General features: G+C 68.9%; 20 protein-coding genes. 10 read left to right on the top strand and 10 right to left on the bottom strand.

The window, feature by feature from the left end; genetic code table 11:
• Positions 1-94 precede the first annotated feature (94 nt).
• The 9 genes from AAC979_RS16640 to AAC979_RS16600 all read left to right on the top strand — a co-directional run bounded on the left by AAC979_RS16640 (position 95) and on the right by AAC979_RS16600 (position 10,120).
• Positions 95-967: an ABC transporter permease gene (locus tag AAC979_RS16640; RefSeq protein ID WP_371348013.1), complete on the top strand. Its 873-nt coding sequence runs from the start codon at positions 95-97 to the stop codon at positions 965-967.
• A gap of 2 nt (positions 968-969) precedes the next feature.
• On the top strand, positions 970-1,764 hold the full coding sequence (locus AAC979_RS16635) for an ABC transporter permease (RefSeq protein ID WP_371348012.1): 795 nt from the start codon (positions 970-972) through the stop codon (positions 1,762-1,764).
• On the top strand, positions 1,761-3,458 hold the full coding sequence (locus AAC979_RS16630) for a GMC family oxidoreductase (protein WP_371348011.1): 1,698 nt from the start codon (positions 1,761-1,763) through the stop codon (positions 3,456-3,458). The genes AAC979_RS16635 and AAC979_RS16630 overlap by 4 nt, the downstream gene beginning before the upstream one ends.
• Positions 3,459-3,617: 159 nt before the next feature.
• Positions 3,618-4,703 carry a Gfo/Idh/MocA family protein gene (locus AAC979_RS16625; protein ID WP_371348010.1) on the top strand — a complete coding sequence of 362 codons (1,086 nt, stop codon included), beginning with the start codon at positions 3,618-3,620 and terminating at the stop codon, positions 4,701-4,703.
• Positions 4,704-4,794: 91 nt separating this feature from the next.
• Entirely contained in the window at positions 4,795-5,571 is a 777-nt protein-coding gene (locus tag AAC979_RS16620; protein WP_371348009.1) for a GntR family transcriptional regulator, read from the top strand.
• Positions 5,572-5,816: 245 nt separating this feature from the next.
• On the top strand, positions 5,817-6,953 hold the full coding sequence (locus AAC979_RS16615; protein ID WP_371348008.1) for a Gfo/Idh/MocA family protein: 1,137 nt from the start codon (positions 5,817-5,819) through the stop codon (positions 6,951-6,953).
• A gap of 67 nt (positions 6,954-7,020) precedes the next feature.
• Positions 7,021-8,034: a Bug family tripartite tricarboxylate transporter substrate binding protein gene (locus tag AAC979_RS16610; RefSeq protein WP_371348007.1), complete on the top strand. Its 1,014-nt coding sequence runs from the start codon at positions 7,021-7,023 to the stop codon at positions 8,032-8,034.
• A 121-nt stretch (positions 8,035-8,155) separates the two neighbouring features.
• A complete protein-coding gene (locus tag AAC979_RS16605; RefSeq protein WP_371348006.1) occupies positions 8,156-8,602 on the top strand; it encodes a tripartite tricarboxylate transporter TctB family protein in 447 nt (148 codons plus the stop codon).
• 9 nt (positions 8,603-8,611) lie between these two features.
• Positions 8,612-10,120: a tripartite tricarboxylate transporter permease gene (locus tag AAC979_RS16600; protein WP_371348005.1), complete on the top strand. Its 1,509-nt coding sequence runs from the start codon at positions 8,612-8,614 to the stop codon at positions 10,118-10,120.
• 87 nt (positions 10,121-10,207) lie between these two features.
• On the opposite strand, the gene AAC979_RS16595 is transcribed toward AAC979_RS16600, so the two are convergent.
• The 5 genes from AAC979_RS16595 to AAC979_RS16575 form a co-directional block, all read right to left on the bottom strand.
• A complete protein-coding gene (locus AAC979_RS16595) occupies positions 10,208-11,167 on the bottom strand; it encodes a LysR family transcriptional regulator (RefSeq protein WP_371348004.1) in 960 nt (319 codons plus the stop codon).
• 66 nt (positions 11,168-11,233) lie between these two features.
• Positions 11,234-11,779, bottom strand: coding sequence for a carboxymuconolactone decarboxylase family protein (locus AAC979_RS16590; protein WP_371348003.1), 546 nt, complete (start codon positions 11,777-11,779; stop codon positions 11,234-11,236).
• Between the two features lie 8 nt (positions 11,780-11,787).
• Positions 11,788-12,810 carry a Gfo/Idh/MocA family protein gene (locus AAC979_RS16585; protein WP_371348002.1) on the bottom strand — a complete coding sequence of 341 codons (1,023 nt, stop codon included), beginning with the start codon at positions 12,808-12,810 and terminating at the stop codon, positions 11,788-11,790.
• A gap of 46 nt (positions 12,811-12,856) precedes the next feature.
• Entirely contained in the window at positions 12,857-13,957 is a 1,101-nt protein-coding gene (locus tag AAC979_RS16580) for an LLM class flavin-dependent oxidoreductase (protein ID WP_371348001.1), read from the bottom strand.
• Positions 13,954-14,508: a flavin reductase family protein gene (locus AAC979_RS16575; RefSeq protein ID WP_371348000.1), complete on the bottom strand. Its 555-nt coding sequence runs from the start codon at positions 14,506-14,508 to the stop codon at positions 13,954-13,956. Before AAC979_RS16575 ends, AAC979_RS16580 begins: the two co-directional genes overlap by 4 nt.
• Positions 14,509-14,585: 77 nt before the next feature.
• Here AAC979_RS16575 and AAC979_RS16570 point away from each other — a divergent pair, with 77 nt between their 5' ends.
• Positions 14,586-15,566, top strand: coding sequence for a LysR family transcriptional regulator (locus AAC979_RS16570; RefSeq protein WP_371347999.1), 981 nt, complete (start codon positions 14,586-14,588; stop codon positions 15,564-15,566).
• Here AAC979_RS16570 and AAC979_RS16565 read toward each other — a convergent pair.
• The 5 genes from AAC979_RS16565 to AAC979_RS16545 are packed head-to-tail and all read right to left on the bottom strand — an operon-like array spanning position 15,542 to position 20,115.
• Positions 15,542-16,012 carry a cupin domain-containing protein gene (locus AAC979_RS16565; protein WP_371347998.1) on the bottom strand — a complete coding sequence of 157 codons (471 nt, stop codon included), beginning with the start codon at positions 16,010-16,012 and terminating at the stop codon, positions 15,542-15,544. The genes AAC979_RS16570 and AAC979_RS16565 overlap by 25 nt on opposite strands.
• A gap of 16 nt (positions 16,013-16,028) precedes the next feature.
• Positions 16,029-17,123, bottom strand: coding sequence for an Ldh family oxidoreductase (locus tag AAC979_RS16560; RefSeq protein WP_371347997.1), 1,095 nt, complete (start codon positions 17,121-17,123; stop codon positions 16,029-16,031).
• Positions 17,120-17,530 (bottom strand): cupin domain-containing protein, encoded by a 411-nt coding sequence (locus tag AAC979_RS16555; RefSeq protein ID WP_371347996.1) that lies wholly within the window; start codon positions 17,528-17,530, stop codon positions 17,120-17,122. Before AAC979_RS16555 ends, AAC979_RS16560 begins: the two co-directional genes overlap by 4 nt.
• A 17-nt stretch (positions 17,531-17,547) precedes the next feature.
• Complete coding sequence (locus AAC979_RS16550; protein ID WP_371347995.1) at positions 17,548-18,576, bottom strand: amidohydrolase family protein; 1,029 nt, start codon at positions 18,574-18,576, stop codon at positions 17,548-17,550.
• Positions 18,577-18,585: 9 nt separating this feature from the next.
• Positions 18,586-20,115, bottom strand: coding sequence for a tripartite tricarboxylate transporter permease (locus AAC979_RS16545; RefSeq protein WP_371347994.1), 1,530 nt, complete (start codon positions 20,113-20,115; stop codon positions 18,586-18,588).
• Between the last annotated feature and the right edge of the window lie 10 nt (positions 20,116-20,125).

Genomic DNA, 20,125 nt, shown 5'->3' with positions numbered 1-20,125 from the left:
CGGTGAATCAGTCTCTAAACGATTGATAGAGAGCGTCTTCCGATCTGATTGCGATGCCAACAGACCGGAACGGCTCTGGTGCGGGGAGGCTTCCATGTCGACATCGTCGGTCAATCCGTCGCTCGCCCATCAGCGGCGCGAACGCCGCCTGGTCCTGCTGCTGCTGGCGCCGGCGCTGGCGGTGGTGGGCGGCCTGCTGATCGTGCCGCTCGGCTGGCTGGCCTGGCAGTCGGTGCGGCAGGGGGACGGGTTCACCCTGGCACATTATGCCCGGTTCCTTACCGATGACGTTTACTGGATGACGTTCCTGCAGACCTTCCGCATGGCCTTCATCGTGACCGGCGCGGCGCTCATTCTCGGCTACCCCGTCGCCTATGTGGCGGCGGGGGCCTCGCGGCGCTGGAGCCTCTTCATCCTGGCGATGGTGGTGCTGCCGTTCTGGACCAGCGTGCTCGTGCGCGCCTATGCCTGGCTGATCCTGCTGCAGCGGCGCGGCCTGGTGAACACCGCCTTGACCGAACTGGGGCTCGTCGACGCCCCGCTCACGCTGGTCAATAACGAGTTCGGCACCATCGTCGCGACCGTGCACATCCTGCTGCCCTTCATGGTGCTGCCGCTCTACGCCACCATGCAGAAAATACCGCCGGAACTCAGCATGGCGGGCTCAAGCCTCGGCGGCACGCCGCTGCATGTGTTCCTGCGCGTGTTCCTGCCGCTTTCCCTGCCCGGTGTCGTCGCCGGAATGGTGCTGGTGTTCGTGCTGACGCTCGGCTTCTACATCACGCCGGAACTGCTGGGCGGCGGGCGGACCTACATGGTCTCCATGCTGGTGTCGCGCAATATCGAAGTCTACAACGAATGGGGCGCGGCCTCCTCGATCAGCGTGGTCCTGCTCGCCTGCGTGTTCTTCATCTTCCGGCTCGCCAGCTTCGTGATCCCGTTCGAGCGCATCATGGGGGCACGCTGATCATGCCCGGCTCGAAGCTCCTGCTGCGCCTTTTTGTCGGCCTCGTCCTGCTGTGGCTGGTGATCCCGATCCTCATCATCGTGCCGATGTCGTTCTCCGGCGCGCGCTTCCTCGCCTTTCCGCCGCCCTCCTGGTCGCTGCGCTGGTACGAGGCCTATCTCGCCAGCCCGGCCTGGATGCAGGCGACGCGCGTGAGCCTCACCGTCGCCGTGTCGAGCGCGGTGATCGCCACGGTGATGGGGACCGCCGCGGCCTATGCGCTCAACCTCGCCAGTTCGCGTCTGGTGCGCAGCCTGCAGGTGGTGCTGATGCTGCCGCTGGTGGTGCCCATCGTGATCACCGCCGTCGGCGTGTTTCTCGTCTATGCGCAGATCGGCCTGCTGGCGACCATGACCGGCCTGATCCTGGCCAATGTCATGCTCGGCCTGCCCTATGTCATCACCTCGGTGCTGGTGGGGCTGCGCAAGTTCGATCCGGCGCAGGAGATGGTTTCGCGCAGCCTCGGCATGAACCGGCTGCGCACCTTCTTCATCGTCACCCTGCCGCAGATCCGCGCCAGCGTGATCACCGGCCTGCTGTTCGCCTTCATCTCGGCGCTGGACGAGACCGTGGTGGCGCTGTTCATCTCCGGTGGGCAGTACCAGACGCTGACCAAGCGCATGTTCACCGCGCTGCGCGACGAGATCGACCCCACCATCGCCGCCATCAGCACGCTGCTCACCGGGGTGTCGTTCCTCGTGGTCATGCTGGTCGCGCTCAGCGCCCGCAGCGAGGCGAGGTCCAACGCCGCGTCATGAACACCGACACGCTCATTCTCGGCGGCGGCTCGGCCGGCTGCGTGCTCGCCGCGCGGCTTTCCGAAGACCCGCAGCGCGATGTCATGCTGGTGGAGGCCGGGCGCGATGTCGCCGCCGGCGCTGTGCCGGCCGATGTGCGCTCGCGCTATCCCGGCCGCGCCTATCTCGACACCTCCAATATCTGGAGCGGCCTGACCGCGCTGATGGGGGAGACGGTCCGCAATGCCGGCCGGCGGCCCCGCCGCTATGAGCAGGCCCGCCTGCTCGGCGGCGGATCGGCGATCAATGCGCTGATGGCCAATCGCGGAGCGCCCGGGGATTATGACGAATGGGAAGCGCTCGGCGCCGCCGGGTGGAACTGGGAGGCGTGCCTGCCGGTGTTTCGCGCGCTGGAGGCCGACCGCGACTTCGACGGTCCGCTGCATGGCGCGGACGGCCCGCTGGTGGTGCGCCGCATCGGCGACGCCGCCATCTCGCCCTTCGTCCACCGGGTGATGACGACGCTGCAGAGCCGCGGCCACCCGATCCGGCCGGACCAGAACGGGCCATGGGAAGACGGCACGTTTCGCGGCGTGGTGGCGGTGGACGATGAGGGCCAGCGCCAGCCGACCTCGCTCGCTTATCTGACGCCCGAGGTGCGCCGACGCCCCAATCTGCGCATTCTCACCGACCATGCCGCCACCCGCCTGCTGTTCGAGGGGCGTCGGGTCGTGGGGGCGGAGATCGCGACGGCGGGGGGCGGGCGCGTCACCATCGCGGCGCGGCAGGTGGTGCTGGCGGCAGGCGCCATCCATTCGCCCGCGCTGCTGCTGCGCTCGGGCATCGGGCCGGCAGAGGAACTGCGCGCGCTCGGCCTCCCCGTCGTCGCCGAACGGCGGGGCGTCGGCCGCAACCTGATGGAGCATCCCTCGATCGCGGTCGCCACCTGGCTGCCGCCCGGCGCGCGCGAGCGCAATCCGGGCGAGCACCATGAGCAGGCGATATGGCGCTACTCTTCGGGCCTGCCGGGAACGCCGGCCGGCGACATGCACGCGGCGATCCTCGCGCGTTCCGGCTGGCACGCGGTGGGCTTGCGCACCGGCAGCCTGTTCTTCTGGGTAAACAAGTCCTATTCGCGCGGCTTCCTGCGGCTCGCCTCGGCCGATCCCCGCATCGAGCCAGAGGTCGATTTCCGCATGCTGAGCGATGAGCGCGATCTCGTCCGGCTGAAATCGGCGCTGCGCATGGGCGCGCACGCGCTGCTCGACCCCGCAATGGAGGGTTTCCGCGACGTGGTGTTCCCGGCGAGCTACACGCCGCGCGTGGCCAAGATCGCCGTGCCGGGCATGTGGAACGCGGCGCAGCGCGGCACGCTGGCGGCGCTGCTCGACATGGCCGGTCCGCTGCGCGCGGCGCTGATCCATGCGGTGGTGACGCAGGGCATCACCCTGGCCGGGTTGCTGGCGGATGACGACGCTTTGGCCAACTTTGTACGGACGAATGTGGGCGGTACCTGGCATCCCTCCGGCACCTGCCGCATGGGCCGGGCCGAGGATCCGCAGGCGGTGACCTCGCCGAACGGCGCGGTGATCGGGGTGGATGGCCTGTACGTGGCCGATGCCTCGCTCATGCCGTCAATACCGCGTGCCAACACCAATATGCCCACCCTCATGATCGCCGAGCGCATCGCCGCCTTGCTGCGCCGCGACGGCTGAACAGCGATCCTTGCCGGAGCCCCGGCGCCTCCCGCCGACGGGGCTCCAGCCCTTCGCGCGCGACGGGGGCATCGTGAGCCAGAGCGGGTACCGGCGCGCTTGCATCCGCCGCCAAGCGACGTAGATTGTCCGTACAAATTCAAAAAGAGGGCGATCGCGATGCGGCAGACGGACGTAGCTGTCATCGGCACCGGATGGTGCGGCGGCATTCGGGCGGAGACGCTCGCACGCTCGGCGCTGGTGGACCGGCTGCACATTTGCGACATCCGGCCCGAGCGGCTGGAAGAGGTGCGGCGGCTCACCGGGGCGGCGAGCGCGACGCTGGATTACCGCGACATCGTCGCCAATGATGCCATCCGCGTGGTCTATATCTCGACCACGCCCGAGGGCACCCATTACCCCATCGCCCGCGACTGCTTGAAAGCCGGCAAACATGTTCTGCTGGAGAAGCCCATCGCGCTCGAATTGTGGGAGGCCAACGAGCTGATCGAGCTGTCGCAGCGCCAGGGCGTGAAGTTCACCATCGGCTATTCCCAGCGCTTCAACCCGAAAATCGCCTATGCCAAGAAGGCGATCGCGGACGGCACCCTCGGCCGCGTGGTCAATGTGATGGTGTCGCGGCATCTCTCGCGCAATCTCGGCAAGAAGATCGCCTCGCGGGTCAAGCTCTCGCCCGCCGCGATGGAATCGACCCATGACCTCGACTTCGTGTTCTGGCTGCTGGAACCGGCCAAGCCCGTGCGGGTCTATTCGCAGGGCGCCTATGGCTACATGCAGGCGGTCAACGGCTCCTATGACTGCATGTGGTCCACCGTGACCATGGACAATGGCATGCTGGTGGTGGTCGGCGGCGGCTGGAACCTGCCGCCCGCCTATCCCAATTATTGCGGCACCTGGATCGAGATCACCGGAACCGAGGGCGCGCTGATCCTCGACGATACCCAGCGCGACAACTGGCTGAGCACGGTTTCCGAGGGCACCCGTTTTCCCATGTCGACCATGCCGGGCGAACAGGTCGACCATGTCTTCGCTGGCCAGATGGGGCCGGAGACGCTGCATTTCCTCGAATCCGTGCTGCTCGACCGCGCACCGATGGTGGCGCCGGAACATGCGCGCATGGTGATGCAGTGCTATATGGCGGCGGACCTTTCGGCGGCGGTGAACGAGCCGGTCGACCTGCCGCTGTCCAACCAGTCGCTGGCGCGGATCGACGATCTCAAATCGGCGGCGCTGGCGGCGGGCTGACCGCCCGCGCGAGGGGACGGCAAGGCCCGAGGCGAGGGGCGAGGCACGCGATGAGGCAGGGAGCGTCGGCGCCCGCCGGGGCGAGCGAGTGATGAACAAGGCCAGATCATCCCGGACGCGCCGTCCTTCGGCCGAGAGCCCCGCCAGCGGCGGCGCGCCGCTCTATGCCGAGATCGCGGCGACGCTGCGTGCCGAGATCGAAGCCGGCCAACCGCCGCAGGGCACCCGGCTGCCGACCGAGCACGCGCTGTGCGCGCGCTTCGGCGCGAGCCGGTTCACCATACGTCAGGCGCTTGCCGGGCTGCGCGAGGACGGGCTGATCGCTGCGCGCGCCGGGGCGGGCACCGTGGTGGTGGCAAGCCGCCGCCGCGAGGCGTTCGTCCACACCCTCGGCTCGGTGGAGGAACTGCTGCACTACCCCGCCGAGACCTTCCGGCGCACGCTCGGCATCGAGCCGGTGACCGCCTCGCCCGAGCTGGCGCATCTTCTCGCCTGCGGCGCCGGCGAAGCCTGGGTGCGGCTCAAGGCGGTGCGCCAGACCAAGGCGGCGCAGGCTCCCATCGCCTATTTCGACATTTATGTCCGGCCTGATCATGCCGGGGTGTTCGACCTGCCCAATCCGGAGGGCGCACCGGTGGTCCGCCAGATCGAGCAGACGCTGGGCGTGCGGGCGGCGCATGCGCAGATCGAGATCTTCGTCGGCCGCATCACCGAGGATCTCGCCGCGCCGCTGATGGCGCAGCCGGGGGATCCGGCGCTCATCATCGTGCGCCGCTACCGGCGGCCGGAGGGCGGCGTCTATCTCGTCACCTATTCCGTGCACCCGGAAAACCGCTTCTCGCTGAACATCGCTTTCGAGCGGCGCTGAGCCGCCCCTATCCGCCGCTTCGCCCAGCGTCGCCGCCGGACCCATGCCCGCGGGCTATGTCCCAATGGCGAAACAGCATTTGCCCGGCCCGGCCGCACATGTTCCGCTCACGATCAAGAACAACATGTGACAAGGTGGAGACCGATGAGGCCGCACGACATCGCCAGCCAACGCCGCGAGGGGGCAACCGGCTCCCGTTCCGACCTGCCGGCCCCGGCGGGTGTCGCCCTGCAGGGAGGCCGGTGATGCGTCGTCCGTCGCCCAAGGGGATCGGCCTCGCCATTGTCGGCGCGGGGCGCGTCGGCCTGTTTCGCGGCGCCGTCGCCGCGCGCCACCCGGCGGTGGAATGGATCGGCCTCGCCGAGATCGACCCGGAAAAGGGGCGGCGCGTCGGGGCGGAGATCGGCGCCGACTTCGTCACCACCGATCACCGCGAATTGCTGAAGCGGCCGGAGGTGACGGCGGTCATCGTCGCCACCGACGAGCATCTGCATGTCGATCCGGTCATGGCGGCGCTGGAGCGCGGCCTGCCCATGCTGATCGAGAAGCCGCTGGCGACCCATCTCGACGATTCGGCGCGGGTGCTGCGGGCGATCGAGCGCAGCGGCGTCGATGCCGTGGTCGGTTACACCCAGCGCTTCCGCCGCCGCTGGCTGGCGGCCAAGGAGAAGGTGCGCACCGGCGCTCTGGGCGATGTCACCATGGTGACTTCCCGCGCCTTCATGAACCGGCTTGTGGCGATCGACAATTACCGCCGCTCAAACGCGCCCGAGACCATCTCGCCGATGGTGATCTCGGGCACCCACGCGCTCGATATCGTCATGTGGTATCTGGAGGCGAAGACGCCGGTCGAGGTCTATGCCCGTTCGGTCGACAATGTGCTGGGGCCGGACTGGCGCGGCATCGACGGCACCGCCGGCATGATCATGATGTCGGACGGCTCGATCTACCATCTCAACATCAACTGGGCGCTGCCGGTGACCTGGCCCGGCGCGGTGTACAGCCTTGAGGTCGGCATTGTCGGCACGACCGGGGTGCTGACCATTGACGACACGCATCGCGACATCGTGCTGGCGGTCTCCGCGCCGCAGGAGGAAGGCTATCTGCCCGACAAGAGCCGGCTGGTCGATTTCATGGGCAGCTACCCGCCGGGCGACATGGCGCTCGGCGAATTGCGCGGGCCGATGCGCACCGAAACCGAGTCCTGGCTCAACCGTATCGCGCTCGACCTGCCGACCCAGCATGCCACCGCTGCCGAGGCGCATAACCGGCTCATGCTCACCAAGGCGCTCGATCTCTCCGCGCGCCTGAGGAAGCCGGTGAAGCTGCCGCTGGAGGTGGAAGGAGAGCGTGAACTGATGCGCGAGGCCGCCATGGCCTGACGCGCGGCGAAGCTGCGACGGCGCCAGCCAGAAAACAACGCGGCGCCGGGATTCCTGGGAGGGAACAATGACTGCCACCGTGACCATGACCCGCCGGCGCGCCGGCCTTGCACTCCTGGCGGGGGCGCTGCTCGCCCTCGCGCCGTGGCACGCGCAGCCCGCGCGCGCCCAGTCCGACTACCCGACCAAGCCGATCACCATCATTGTGCCCTTCGCGCCGGGCGGGGCCTCGGATTTCGCCGCCCGGCTGATCCAGCCGCGGCTGGCGGAGATACTCGGCCAGCAGATCGTCATTGAGAACCGCGACGGGGCGGCCGGCAATGTCGGCATGGACCTCGCGGCGCGGGCGAAGCCGGACGGCTACACGCTGTTCCTCGCCAATGTCGGCACGGTGTCGATCAACCCGTCGCTTTTCTCCAGCCTGCGGGTGAAGCCGATGGAGGACTTCGTGCCGATCTCCATCATCGCCGACACGCCCGGCCTCCTGATCGCCAATCCGAAATTCCCGCCCAACAATGTCGTGGAACTGGTGGCCTATGTGAAGGCGCATCCCGGCGAGGTGAATTTCGCCTCGCCTGGAACCGGCTCGGTCAACCGGCTGGAAATGGAGTCCTTCCGCCGCGAGGCGGGGCTCGACATGAACCATGTGCCCTATAAGGGAGGGGCGGGCCCCGCCACCGCCGATGTCATGGGCGGCCATGTCAGCCTGATGTTCGTGACCATCTCCTCCGGCATCAACCATGTGAAGGGCGGACGGCTGAAGGCGCTCGGCGTTTCCACCAAGGAGCGCGTGCCGCAGCTTCCCGACGTGCCGACCATGACCGAGCAGGGCTTCCCCAAGAGCGTCTCCTCCTCCTGGCAGGGGCTGCTCGCGCCGGCCGGCACGCCGCAGCCGATCATCGACAAGCTGCACGCCGCCGTGGTTGAGGCGATGAAAGACCCCGCCATCAAGGCGCGCATGGCCGAATCCGGCGTCATCGCGGTGTCCAGCCCCAGCCCGGCGGACTTCAAGGCGTACATCCAGGCCGACGCCGACAAATGGGGCGCGGTGATCAAGGAGATCGGCGCCAAGGCCGACTGACCCTGACGCGCGCCGGAAGAGGGTGCGCCGCCGGCGGCCCTCTTCTCCCCAGCTTCCGCCGTCCGCCGCCACGGGCCTGCCCGGCCGCGGGCGGCGGGAGCGAGCCAGCGGAGCCCATCCCATGGACATCAAGCTCTCCTCCGATTTCCTCACCGGCCTGCTGTTCTGCAGCCTCGGTGCGCTCGCCATCATCATCGGCTCGGACTATCCGATCGGCACCGCCGCGCGCATGGGCGCCGGCTATTTCCCGCTGATGATCAGCAGCGGGCTGATCCTGCTCGGCGCCATCCTGCTGATCCGCTCCTTCCTGACGGAAACCGAGGAAGTCGGCGCCGTCGATCTGCGGCCGATGCTGCTGCTGATCGCCAGCATCCTGCTGTTCGGGCTGCTGATCGAGGATTGGGGCTTTCCCGTCGCCGGGCTGGTGGTGGTGATCGGCGCCCGCATTGCCGGGCGCGATTACACGCCGCTGGAAACCGGGCTGCTCGCCGTCGGGCTGGTCGGCTTCTGCTACCTGCTGTTTTCCTACGGGCTTGGTCTGTACCTGCCCGCCACCCGGTTCTGGTGAGGACGTCGCATGGAACTGTTCGGTGACGTTCTGCTCGGCTTTTCCGTCGCGCTGACGCCGGAAAATCTCGCTTACGGGTTTCTCGGCGTGCTGCTTGGCACGGTGATCGGCGTGTTGCCCGGCCTCGGCCCGGTGGCGACCATTTCCATTCTGCTGCCGGTGACCTTCACCCTGCCGGCGCCGGCGGCCCTCATCATGCTCGCCGGCATCTATTACGGCGCGCAATATGGCGGCTCGACCACCGCCATTCTGGTGAACCTGCCGGGCGAGAGCTCGTCCGTGGTGACGGCGATCGACGGCTACCAGATGGCGCGCAAGGGCCAGGCGGGGCTGGCGCTGGCCACGGCGGCGCTCTGCTCCTTCATCGCCGGCACGCTGGCCACCATCGTCATCGCGGTGGCGGCGCCGGCGCTCGCCGAGGTGGCGCTGGATTTCGGGCCCGCCGATTATTTCTCGCTGATGCTGTTCGGCCTGGTGGCGGCGGTGATCCTCGCCCATGGCTCGGTGGTGAAGGCGATCGGCATGATCCTCGTCGGCATCCTGCTCGGCACCATCGGCATCGACGCCAATACCAGCCTGGAGCGCTACACCTTCGGCATCCCCGCCTTCGGCGACGGCATCGACTTCGCGGTCATCGCCATGGGCATGTTCGGCATTGGCGAGACCATCTCCAATCTCGGCCAGGGCGAAGGCGCCCGCAGCTTCGTGAAGGATGTGCACGGCCTGTGGCCGCGCTGGGCCGACATCAAGCGCTTCATAAGGCCGGCGCTGCGCGGCACCTTCCTCGGCGGCTGCCTCGGCCTTCTGCCGGGCGGCGGGCCGGTGCTGGCCTCCTTCTCCACCTATGCGCTGGAGAAGAAGCTGTCGAAAACGCCGGGCGAGTTCGGCAAGGGCGCCATCGAGGGCGTCGCCGGCCCGGAAGCCGCCAACAACGCCGCCGCCCAGACCGCGTTCATCCCGATGCTCACCCTCGGCCTGCCCTCCAGCGCCGTCATGGCGCTGATGATCGGCGCGCTGATGATGCAGGGCCTGTCGCCCGGGCCGCAACTGATGACCCAGCGCCCCGATCTGTTCTGGGGCCTCATCGCCTCGATGTGGCTGGGCAATCTGATGCTTGTTGTGCTCAACCTGCCGCTGGTCGGCATCTGGGTGAAGCTGCTCTCCGTGCCCTACCGCATGCTCTACCCCGCGATCATGCTGTTCTGCTGCATCGGCGTGTACAGCATCAACAACAACGCGCTCGACGTGATGCTGGCGGCGCTGTTCGGCGCGTTCGGCTATCTGATGCGGCGGCTGCATTGCGAGCCGGCGCCGCTGCTGCTCGGCTTCATCCTGGGGCCGATGATCGAGGAAACGCTGCGCCGCGCGCTGCTGATCTCGCATGGCGATCCCATGGTGTTCGTGCAGCGGCCGATCAGCCTGACCTTCCTGGTCATGACTGCGCTGCTGCTGGTGATCCTCATCGCGCCGATGATCCGCATGACCCGCGAGCGCGCCTTCGAGGAGCCGGCCGACTGATGCCGGCCGCCCCTCCAACGGCGAAAGGCCGGGCGTGATGCCCGGCCTTTTTGCTGGTGAAAGCTGCGCCGGGGGGCGTCGCCGGGCTCAGGCGACGCCGACCAGCGCGCGCTGCTGCGGCGGCGCCCAGTGCGGGCCATGATCGGGGAGCGCGCTGAAGATGCCGCGCTGGGCGAGGGCGTCGATTTCGGCGCGGAGCAGCCCCATCACCGCCTGGGCGGCGGTGCTGACCTTGTCGCCGACATGCGAGAGCATGATGGTGCGGCTGAGATTGACGCCGCCCACCGCCACCCCGGTGAGCTGGCCTTCCTCAATCTCCTTGCGGAAGGCGGAGATCGGCATGATCGAGACGCCCCGCCCGCGCAGCAGCATGCGCCGGATCGCCTCCACCGCGTCGATCTCGCAATCGACCTCGATGCAGACCCCGTGCGAGGCGAGCTGCTCGTCGACCAGCGCGCGAATGCCGCGCGTCACCAGGAGAGGTGTCGAGGCGAGCTCGTCCAGCGTCACCACCGGCGAGACCCCGCGCGACTGGCGCGGCATGACGACGACGATCGGCTCGGTGAGCACGGCGGTGAAGCGCAGCGCCCGGTTGGGTGGCGGGTTGGTGAGAAGAGCGAGATCCACCTGGCTGTTCACCAGATCCACCTGCAGCCGGCGGGTGAATTCCTCGATGATGGTGAGGTTGATGGCGGGATAGGCGGCGCTGCAGCGCTCGATCAGCCCCGGAGCCAGCAGGGAGGACAGCGTCGGCGAAATGCCGACCACGACGCGGCCGGAGACGCCGTCGCCGCCATTGTTCATTTCCTGCCGCGCCCGCGCCACTTCCTGCAGGATGCGCCGGCTGTGCTGCAGGAAGCGGCGGCCGGCCAAAGTGAGCTGCACGCCGCGCGGCAGGCGCACCAGAAGCGGCGTGCCGATCTCCGTCTCGATGCGCTGAATATGCCGGCTGAGCGCCGGCTGCACGATGCCGAGATCGCGCGAGGCGCGGGTGATGCTGCCGAGTTCGGCCACCCGGACGAAGGCTTCGATGCTGCGCAGTTCCATGGCGTCTTCCTCCATGGGGCGCCGTGTTCTGTTCTGGGTGCGCCCCCTTGTGAACGCGGATGCGGATTAGGCCGGCGGGGGAACCCGGAACACGCGCAGGGCGATGGCGAGCATCGAGTAATAGCCGAGCAGGCCGGTGAGCTCGATCACGGTGCGCCGCCCGAAACGCGCCACCGCCTTTGCGAAGAGCGCGTCGGGCACGTCCTTGTGCCGGTAGACGGCGCTGGCGAAATCATGCACCAGCGCCGCGTCGTCATCGGCGAAATCCGGGCGGCGTCCGTCCGCGAGCGCTTCGATCTCCGCTTCCGGCACGCCGGCCTTGCGCGCCTCGCGCGCGTGGACGCCGAACTCATAGTCGGCGCCCCAATAGGCGGCGGTGGTGAGGATGGCGAGTTCGGAGAGGCGCGGCGGCAGGCCGGTGCGGTAGCGGCAGAACGCCCCGACCGCCTGCGCGCTGCGCGCCAGATCGGGGCTCTCGACATAGAGGTGGAACGGCGCCGGCACCGCGCCGGCGCGCGGGCGGCCGATCTCCTCGAAAATGGCGCGCTGCTCGGCGTCGAGTTCGGCCTGATCGAGGTCGCGGTAGCGCGGGAGCGCGGTGGCGTCGTGCATGGCGGTCCTCACGCGCTGGCGGCGAGCGGCGGGCGCAATGCCTCGACCGTGGCCGGGGCATTGGTCGCCACCGAGCGGCAGATGGCTTCCAGCACCGCGATATTGCCGATTTTCTGCGCGTCGGTGAAGACATAGGGCGCGCCGGTTTCGATGGCGCGGGCGAAAGCTTCGAGATTGGCCCGCACCGTGTCCGTCCACTCGAACTCGCGCACCTCGCGGCGGCCGTCCTTGTGCTGGATGGTGAGCGTGGTCGGGCCGGGCGTGTCGGGGTGGGTGTGGTTGCGCGCCTCGACCCACGCCTCGGTGCCGAACACCGTCATGCCGATATAGAGCGGGGTGACGAGGATGGCGTTGAGATAGCCGGTGGCGCCGGAGGCGAAGCGGGTGTGGACGGAGACGACGTCGCCATTCGGCCGGTCCGAGCCCCGGCTGGCGGTGAGGGCGTAGACCTCGTCGATCGGCCCGAACAGATCGAGAAAGGCGTCGCTGAGATGGATGCCCATCGCGGTCATGCCGGCGGCGGGCGCGTCGACCGGCGAGGCGCGCCAGTCGGTCTTCGGCACCGCGGCAAGCTTGTCGTGGCTGAAATTGGCCTCGACATGGGCGATGGTGCCGAGCGCGCCCGACTGCACCAGCCGCTTGATTTCCAGCATGGCCGGTTCGTAGCGGCGCTCATGGCCGATGCCGAGCTGGACACCAGCGGCGCGGCAAGCGGCGACGGAACGCTCGGCGTCGGCGCGGGTCAGCGCCAGCGGCTTCTCGCAGAACACATGCTTGCCGGCGCGGGCGACCATGGCCACCTGCGCCATGTGCAGCGAGTGGGGCGTACACAGGATCACCGCGTCGATGCCGGGATCGCCGAGCACGGTGTCCCAGTCGGTGGTGAGCGCAACGCCATGCTCGGCGGCGAAGGCGGCCTCGGCCTGCGAGGTGTCGATGGCGGCGACGATGCGCAGCTCGGGAGAATCCGCCATGCGGCGGATCATGTGCTTGCCCCACCAGCCCAGCCCGGCGATTGCGGCGCGGATCATGTTTCCTCCTGTCGCCGCCTGTCCCGACGGCTGTTGACTGTCGACATTATTCGGCCGCGGCGGAGCGGCGTCCAGCATTGACTGCGGGTATGACCTTTTCCGCCATCAATTCCATCGAGCGGATGGCGAGCGTCCGGTCGGCCCAGTCATGGCCGGCATAGAGCAGCGTGCCGAATGCGCCGATCTCATCCTGGAACGCGGCGAGTTCGTCCGCCACCTTGTCGGGCGTGCCCCAGATGACGAGATCGGCCAGCACGCTGTCGACCGTGACCGAACTGTCCGGCGCCGAGGGGTCGCGCTTGAACAGGTTGGCACGGCCATTACCCACCAGCTTGGTCGCCAGCGAGTTGTAATAGGCGTAATAGGGGCTGCCCGGCTCGGTGGCGTAGCGGCGGGCGGTGGCGAGATCGTCGGCGACGAAGATGCTCTTGGCCACGCGCCAATTGGCGGGATCGGCGGGGCGGCCGGCCTTCTCGCAGCCCTCGACATATTTCGGCCAGTGGGTCTTGACCCAGACCGGCAGCAGGAAATTGGCGGAAATCGGCTCCCAGCCGCGCTGTGCCGCCTCGGTCACGCCCTTGGAGAAGGGGGCGACGGCGGTGATGACGATCGGCGGGTGCGGACGCTGATAGGGCCTGTGCATCACGCCCTGGCCGAGCGCGGGAAGGAAGGTGCGCTCGGTGGAAATGGACCAGTGCTTGCCTTCGCGCCGATAGGGCGCTTCGCCCGACCAGATGCCGAGAATATGGTCGATCGCCTCGACGAACATTTCGGTGCGGTTCTTGTCGAGATTGCCGAACACTTCCGCATCGGAGAGCAGGCCGCCCGGGCTGATGCCCATGATGTAGCGGCCCCGCGCCATGTGGTCGAGCATGGCGACCTCGCCGGCGACGCGGGCGGGATGCTGGTTCGGCAGGTTGATGGTGCCCGAGCCGAGGCGGATGGTGCTTGTCTCGCTCAGCAGCCAGGCGATGAAGATCAGCGAGGAGGTGATGGTCTCCGCGCCGTCGGTGACATGCTCGCCGAAGAAGCCCTCGCAGAAGCCGAGCTTCTCGGCGATGAGGCAGAAGTCGCGATCCTCCTGCAGCGTCTCGGTCAGGCTACGGTGCAGGGGATGGATCGGCATGGTGAAGAAGCCGAGTTTCATGAGGCGCGTTCCCGGTTCGCGGCGTTGGCGTTGGCGCAGTGGGGCGGCAGGGCGGCGGGGCTGCACAGCGCGCCGGTCGCGTAGACCAGCGGCTCGCCGTCGCGATGGGCGGCGCGCAGCACCCGGCCGATGAAGATGAGGTGGTCGCCGGCCTCGATGAGCTGTTCGGTGCGGCATTCGAAGCGGGCGATGGCGTCGGCGATCAGCGGCGAGCCATGCGTGCCAATGGCGTGCGCCACCTCGCCGAACTTGTCGGGGTGCGGGGTGGCGAAGTGCCGGCACAGATGCGCCTGGTGCGTGCCGAGCACGTTGACGGCGAAATGGCCGGCCTCGGTGAAGCTGCTGCGCGAGGGCGCCTCCCGCCTGAGGCTCCACAGTACCAGCGGCGGGTCGAGCGAGACCGAGGAGAAGCTGTTGGCGGTGAGGCCCTCCAGCTTGCCCTGCTTGGTGCGGGTGGTGACGATGGTCACGCCGGTGGCGAAGCGGCCGAGCGCCCGCCGGAAGTGGCCGTGATCGTCGCCCGAGGCGAAGGTGATGATGTGTTCGCTCATGCCGGCAAGCTTAGGGATGCCGGCCCCGCTGCAGAAATGATATGATCTGCTCGCCTCGATCAGGAAAGATGATGGCGATGAGCGAGACCCTGCGCGATGTCCGGCTGTTCGTGGCGACCTATGAGGAGCGCTCCTTCACCGCGGCGGCGCAGCGGGAAAACGCCACCCAGTCCGGCGTGTCGCAGCATATCCGCAAGATCGAGGACCGGTTCGGGGTGAAGCTGTTCGTGCGCGGCGGCGGCACGGTGCAGCCGACGCCGGCCGGCGAGACCTATTACCGCCATTGCATCGAGCTGCTGCGCCTCAACGCGCTGGCGAACCGCGCGCTCGGGCGGTTCGGCACCGGCTTTGACGGCGAACTGGTGGTGGGGTTGATGCCGACCATGACGCGCTCGGTGCTGGCGCCGGCGCTGGCGCGCTTTGTCGCCGCCCATCCCAATGTGGTGGTGCGGATCGTCGAAGCCTATTCGGCCAATCTGACCCAGCAGGTGCGGGCGGGCGATCTCGACTTCGCCATCGTGCCGGCCTCGACCGGCATGGTGGGGGTGCGCACGACGCGCTTCGCCTATACGCCGGAGGTGCTGGTCTCCAGCGCCGCGGCGGGGCTTGAGCATCTGCGCCCGGTGCGCCTCGCCGAATTGGGACCGCTCAAGCTGGTGGTGCCGGGAATGCAGAATGCGCGCCGCGCCAATATCGAGACCTATCTCGCCAGCAACCGTGTCGCCGTCGAGCGGCGGCTCGAACTCGACGCCATGATGGGCACGCTCGACTTCGTCGCCTCCACCGACTGGGTCGCCGTGCTGCCCGGGCTGATGATGGCGCCCGAGGTCGACGGCACGGGACGGCCCCGGCCGGGCACGGACGCCGTGGGCCGGTTCGCGGTGAACCCGATCGCCGATCCGCCGCTCGGCATGGACCTGATGCTGATCGAGCCGGCGCGGCGCCCGCTCCCCCCGCCCGCCGCCGCCTTTCTCGATGTGCTGGGCCAGGAAACCGACCGCATCGGCGCGGTGTGGGGCCCGCGCGCCGGGGTCTATGAGGAGGCGGGGGTGTCGTAGTGCCCGCCGCTCATCGTGCCATCGGCGGCTTTGCCCGCTATGCCATGGGTGGTGTCCTTGACCACGAAGAACACCACGTCCTCCTCCGGTAGCGCCACCGTCGAATGGATCACGCCCGGTGGGAAATAGACCAGCGTGCCGGGTCCGGCGATGCGTTCCGGCTCGCCCTCGATATTCACCCGCAGGCGGCCCTGCACCACATAGTTCCATTGCTCATTGGGGTGGGAATGCGGCCGGGCGCCGGTGCCGCGCGCCTTGCGCATCAGCCCGCACTGGGTGCGGATGCCTTCCACCACGCTGCCAATGGCGGTGGAATAGCCGGGGCCGCCCTCGATGGCGGAGAGCGCGTCGAGCTGGAACAGATAGGCGCCGTCGCCGGCCTTGAAGGCGCCCTCGTTGATCGTGGCGCGGCCGGCCGGCGACGCGGGTTCGGGGGAGGCGGACATGGGGATCTCCTGATGGTCAAAAGCGGGCCGCGAGCGGCGCTATGCCGAGCGTGGCGGCGAGGTCGTCGAGCTGCCGGCGCAGCGGGGCGGGCAGCGGCACGCCCTCGCGCAGCCGCGCCGCGCGCAGGACCGCCCGCCGGTCGCCGGGAATGCGCACGCCGTCCGTGCCCGGCAGCGGCGCGTCATGGCGCAGCTCGTCGAGCTGGCGTGCCATGGTGGCGGCGAAGACTTCCAGCGGCATGAAGCGGCCGACATCCAGCGCCAGGATGAAGTGCCCGGTATTGGTCTCGGTCGAGGAATCGGCGTTGAAGTCCACCACCTCGCTGCCGAAGGCGGCGCCGTTGAGCGTGCCCGCCAGCAGGCCGAGCATGAGGGCGAGACCCGAACCCTTGTGGCCGCCAATAGGCAGCAGCACGCCCTCGCCGCTGCGCGCGGGGTCGGTGACCGGGGTGCCGTCGATCTTGCTGACCATCCAGCCCTCGGGCATCGGCGTGCCGTTCAGCACATGCTTCTTCACCGTGCCGTAGGAGACGACCGTCGTGGCGATGTCGAGCAGCACCGGCGGGGCGCCCGCGCCGCCGGGAATGGCGATGGCGAGCGGGTTGGTGCCGAGCAGCAGGGAGGTGCCGCCCCAGGGCGCCATGTGATTGGCGCTGGCGACGACCGAATAGATGCCAATGAAGCCGCGCCGGGCGAGGCTGTCGACATAGAGCGACGCGGGGCCGGCATGGTTGGAGCGGCGCACGCCGACCCAGCCGAGGCCGGCCTCCGTGGCGATGTCGACGGCGATCTCCGTCGCCCGCCGCATCACCAGATGCCCCATGCCATTGTCGCCATCCACCCGCGCCAGCGCCGGGGCGAGGCGCTGTGCCGTGATCGCCGGCCGGGGATTGACGCCGCCGCCGCGCAGGCGGCGGACATATTGCGCCAGCCGGAAGATGCCATGGCCGTCGGCGCCGGTGAGATCGGCCTCGACCATCAGCTCGGCGACGCTGGCGGCGTCGTCGGAGGGCAGACCGCAGACGCCGAGGGCGTCGGCGATCAGCCCCGCAAGCGCCGGGGCCGGCAGGCGCTCGCCGGCCGCCGGCAAAGGTTGGGGAACAGCGTTCATGATGTCTCCCCCGCATGTTCGGAGGCGATGGAGCGGGTCTCCCCGGTCGCCGCCAGGGTGCGGGTGGCGGCGATGTCGGCATAGGTCCAGAAAATGGCGAGCGGCGCGCTGTCCGAGGCATTGCGGAAGCGGTGCGGCACTCCCGGCGGGATCCAGGTCGTGTCGTGGCGGGTCAGCTCATGCGTCACGCCGTCGATCTCGAACACCGCGTCGCCGTCGAGGATGATGACGCTTTCCTCGCAGTTATGGCTGTGCAGCGGGATGCTGGCGCCCGGCCCGAAGTGGGTGATGCCGTTGAGCAGGCGCTGCGAGCCGAGCGCGGCGGTGACGAGGCGCGTCGTGCGCGCGCCGCCGCCGCGTTCGGTGACGGGGAGGTCGGCGGGGCGGAGAATGGCGGGGGGATGCATCGCGGTCTCCTAGCGCTTCAGGCGCCCGCCGCGGCATCCGCCGCGACCTCGACGCCGAACCAGCCGCCCGCCGTGCGGCCGAGGATCGCCTCCTCCTGCGCGCGGGCCAGCCCGGCCGCGCGCACCTGCCGGGCGCCTTCGAGCGTGCCCATGTCGAAGGGATAGTCCGAGCCGAGCAGCACATGGCCGGCGCCGAACGTGTCGGTGAGGTAGCGCAGCGCCGGGCCGAAATGGGTGAGCGTGTCAAAATACAGCCGGCGGATGGAGACTTCGGGACTTTCCCTGATGAAGCGCCGGCATTCCGGCCGCTCCTGCCAGCCATGGATCATCCGGCCGGTCTGGAACGGCAGGAAGCCGCCGCCATGGACGAGGCAGACGCGCAATTCCGGGTAGCGCTCCAGCACCCCGCCGAACACCAGCGAGGCGGCGGCGATGGTGGTCTCCAGCGGGTTGCCGATGAGGTTCTTGAGATAGAATTCCCGGGTGCGCTCGCCCGCCGCCGTCTTCTGCGGGTGAATGAGGATGAAGGCGCCGAGCTCCGCCGCCGTCGCCCAGACCGGCTCCAGGGAGGGGTGGTCGAGATTGCGGCCTTCGATATGCGAGCCGATCTGCGCCCCCTTCAGACCGAGCGAGGTGACGGCGCGGCGCAGCTCGTCCGCCGCCAGGGCGGGATCCTGCATCGGCAGTGTGGCGATGCCGAGGAAGCGGTCGGGATGGCGGCGCACCAGTTCGGAAATCGCCTCGTTCTGGATCTGGCACAGTGCGCCGGTGAGCGCCGCCTCGCGCTCATAGAGGAAGGTCTGCGGGCAGTTCGACAGCACCTGCAGGTCGAAGCCGGCGATGTCGAGATCGGCGAGCCGCCGGTCGAGGTCCCAGCCGCCGCGCGGAAAGGGCCTCTGGACGATGTCGCCCACGGTGAGCACGCCGCCTTCCGCGTCGACCTCGGTGAGGGTCGGGCCGATATCGGGCGCCTCGCGCCGCATGCGGGCCATCATCTCCTCGGTGAGGATATGGGCGTGAACGTCGATGACGGGGGAGAAGCTCATGCGCGGCACCTAGTCGGAGGAATGGGAGAGAGCCTCGCTCACCCCGGCGCGGCGGGCCGCGCGGCGGGCGAGGAAGAAGCCGAACAGCGGCAGGGCCAGCGAGCCGATCACCAGCAGGGTCAGCACGGCGGCGAGCGGGCGCTGCACGAAGATGGCGGCGCTGCCTTCCGACAGCATCAGGCTCTGGCGCAGCGAGCTTTCCATCAGCGGCGCCAGCACCACCGCCAGCACCAGCGGCGCGCGGGGAATGTCGGCGCGGATCATGAGATAGCCGACCATGCCGAAGAACAGCGTCAGCCCGACATTGAACAGGCTGAGGCTGATGGCATAGGCGCCGACCAGCGAGATGATGAGGATGGCCGGCACCAGATAGGAATAGGGAATGCGCAGCACGCTGGCGAAGAGCGGCGCCAGCGGCAGGTTCATCACCAGCAGCATGACATTGCCGATGAACATCGAGGCGATCAGCCCCCAGACGAGGTCGGCCTGCTCGGTCAGCAGCATCGGGCCGGGGCGGATGCCCAGCAGCACCAGCGCCGCCAGCAGCACGGCGGTGGAGGCCGAGCCGGGAATGCCCAGCGCCAGCATCGGCACCATGGCGCCATGGGCGGCCGAGTTGTTGGCCGATTCCGCCGCCGCCACGCCGTCGAGCGCGCCATGGCCGAAACGTTCGGGATGGCGGCTCATCTTCTTTTCCAGCACATAGGCCATGAGCGCGGCGACGGTGGGGCCGGCGCCGGGCATCAGCCCGATGACGAAGCCGAGCGTGCCGCCGCGCAGCATCGCCATCCGGCACTCCACCCAGTCGCGGCGGGTGAGCCACATGTCGCGCAGCCGCGTGCGGACCGCCTGGCTGGCCTGCGTCTGTTCCATCGAGACGAGGATTTCGGCGATGCCGAACACGCCGATGGCGACGGGCAGGAAGTCGATGCCCTCCAGCAGTTCCAGCGAGCCGAAGGTGAGGCGCGACGTGCCCTGGATCGGATCAGTGCCGACCAGCGCGATGATGAGCCCGAGCGCCGCGCCGATCATCGCCTTCAGCGCCGAGCCGGTGCCGAGGCTGGCCGTGGCGGTGATGCCGAGCAGCGCGAGCAGGAAATATTCCGGCGCGGAGAAACCGAGGGCGAAGGCGCTGAGCGCGGGGGTGAGGAAGACCAGCGCCGTGACAGCGCCGATGCCGGCGAGGAAAGAACCGATCGCGGCGGCGGCGAGCGCCTGCCCGGCCCGGCCCTGCCGGGCGAGCTGGTTGCCATCCACCGCCGTCATCACGCTGGCGGCCTCGCCGGGCACGTTGACCAGCACCGAGGTGAGGGTGCCGCCATACATGCCGCCATACATGATGCCGGAGAGCATCACCAGGGCGGTGACGGGTTCGAGGCCGAAGGTCACCGGCAGCAGCAGCGCCATGCCGGCGGAGGGGCCGATGCCGGGCAGCGCGCCGATCAACTGGCCGAGGGTGACGCCGATGAAGACGAACAGAAGGTTGGTCGGGGTGAGGGCGACGGCGAAGCCCTGGGCGAGGGAGGCGAGCGCGTCCATGGAAGTCTCC

The organism is Ancylobacter sp. IITR112, from assembly GCF_041415945.1.
Taxonomy (GTDB): Bacteria; Pseudomonadota; Alphaproteobacteria; order Rhizobiales; family Xanthobacteraceae; genus Ancylobacter.
The sequence above is the reverse complement of the archived record's forward strand: the minus strand, read 5'-3'. Positions and strand labels throughout refer to the sequence as shown.

Bases quoted from the DNA above. Each gene is read 5' to 3' on its own strand.
- AAC979_RS16550 (WP_371347995.1), bottom strand. From the start codon at position 18,576: ATGAGCTTCTCCCCCGTCATCGACGTTCACGCCCATATCCTCACCGAG.
- AAC979_RS16640 (WP_371348013.1), top strand. From the start codon at position 95: ATGTCGACATCGTCGGTCAATCCGTCGCTCGCCCATCAGCGGCGCGAA.
- AAC979_RS16555 (WP_371347996.1), bottom strand. From the start codon at position 17,530: ATGCATCCCCCCGCCATTCTCCGCCCCGCCGACCTCCCCGTCACCGAA.
- AAC979_RS16625 (WP_371348010.1), top strand. From the start codon at position 3,618: ATGCGGCAGACGGACGTAGCTGTCATCGGCACCGGATGGTGCGGCGGC.
- AAC979_RS16605 (WP_371348006.1), top strand. From the start codon at position 8,156: ATGGACATCAAGCTCTCCTCCGATTTCCTCACCGGCCTGCTGTTCTGC.
- AAC979_RS16620 (WP_371348009.1), top strand. From the start codon at position 4,795: ATGAACAAGGCCAGATCATCCCGGACGCGCCGTCCTTCGGCCGAGAGC.
- AAC979_RS16580 (WP_371348001.1), bottom strand. From the start codon at position 13,957: ATGAAACTCGGCTTCTTCACCATGCCGATCCATCCCCTGCACCGTAGC.
- AAC979_RS16635 (WP_371348012.1), top strand. From the start codon at position 970: ATGCCCGGCTCGAAGCTCCTGCTGCGCCTTTTTGTCGGCCTCGTCCTG.
- AAC979_RS16585 (WP_371348002.1), bottom strand. From the start codon at position 12,810: ATGATCCGCGCCGCAATCGCCGGGCTGGGCTGGTGGGGCAAGCACATG.
- AAC979_RS16610 (WP_371348007.1), top strand. From the start codon at position 7,021: ATGACTGCCACCGTGACCATGACCCGCCGGCGCGCCGGCCTTGCACTC.
- AAC979_RS16545 (WP_371347994.1), bottom strand. From the start codon at position 20,115: ATGGACGCGCTCGCCTCCCTCGCCCAGGGCTTCGCCGTCGCCCTCACC.
- AAC979_RS16600 (WP_371348005.1), top strand. From the start codon at position 8,612: ATGGAACTGTTCGGTGACGTTCTGCTCGGCTTTTCCGTCGCGCTGACG.
- AAC979_RS16630 (WP_371348011.1), top strand. From the start codon at position 1,761: ATGAACACCGACACGCTCATTCTCGGCGGCGGCTCGGCCGGCTGCGTG.
- AAC979_RS16560 (WP_371347997.1), bottom strand. From the start codon at position 17,123: ATGAACGCTGTTCCCCAACCTTTGCCGGCGGCCGGCGAGCGCCTGCCG.
- AAC979_RS16570 (WP_371347999.1), top strand. From the start codon at position 14,586: ATGAGCGAGACCCTGCGCGATGTCCGGCTGTTCGTGGCGACCTATGAG.
- AAC979_RS16565 (WP_371347998.1), bottom strand. From the start codon at position 16,012: ATGTCCGCCTCCCCCGAACCCGCGTCGCCGGCCGGCCGCGCCACGATC.
- AAC979_RS16615 (WP_371348008.1), top strand. From the start codon at position 5,817: ATGCGTCGTCCGTCGCCCAAGGGGATCGGCCTCGCCATTGTCGGCGCG.
- AAC979_RS16575 (WP_371348000.1), bottom strand. From the start codon at position 14,508: ATGAGCGAACACATCATCACCTTCGCCTCGGGCGACGATCACGGCCAC.
- AAC979_RS16590 (WP_371348003.1), bottom strand. From the start codon at position 11,779: ATGCACGACGCCACCGCGCTCCCGCGCTACCGCGACCTCGATCAGGCC.
- AAC979_RS16595 (WP_371348004.1), bottom strand. From the start codon at position 11,167: ATGGAACTGCGCAGCATCGAAGCCTTCGTCCGGGTGGCCGAACTCGGC.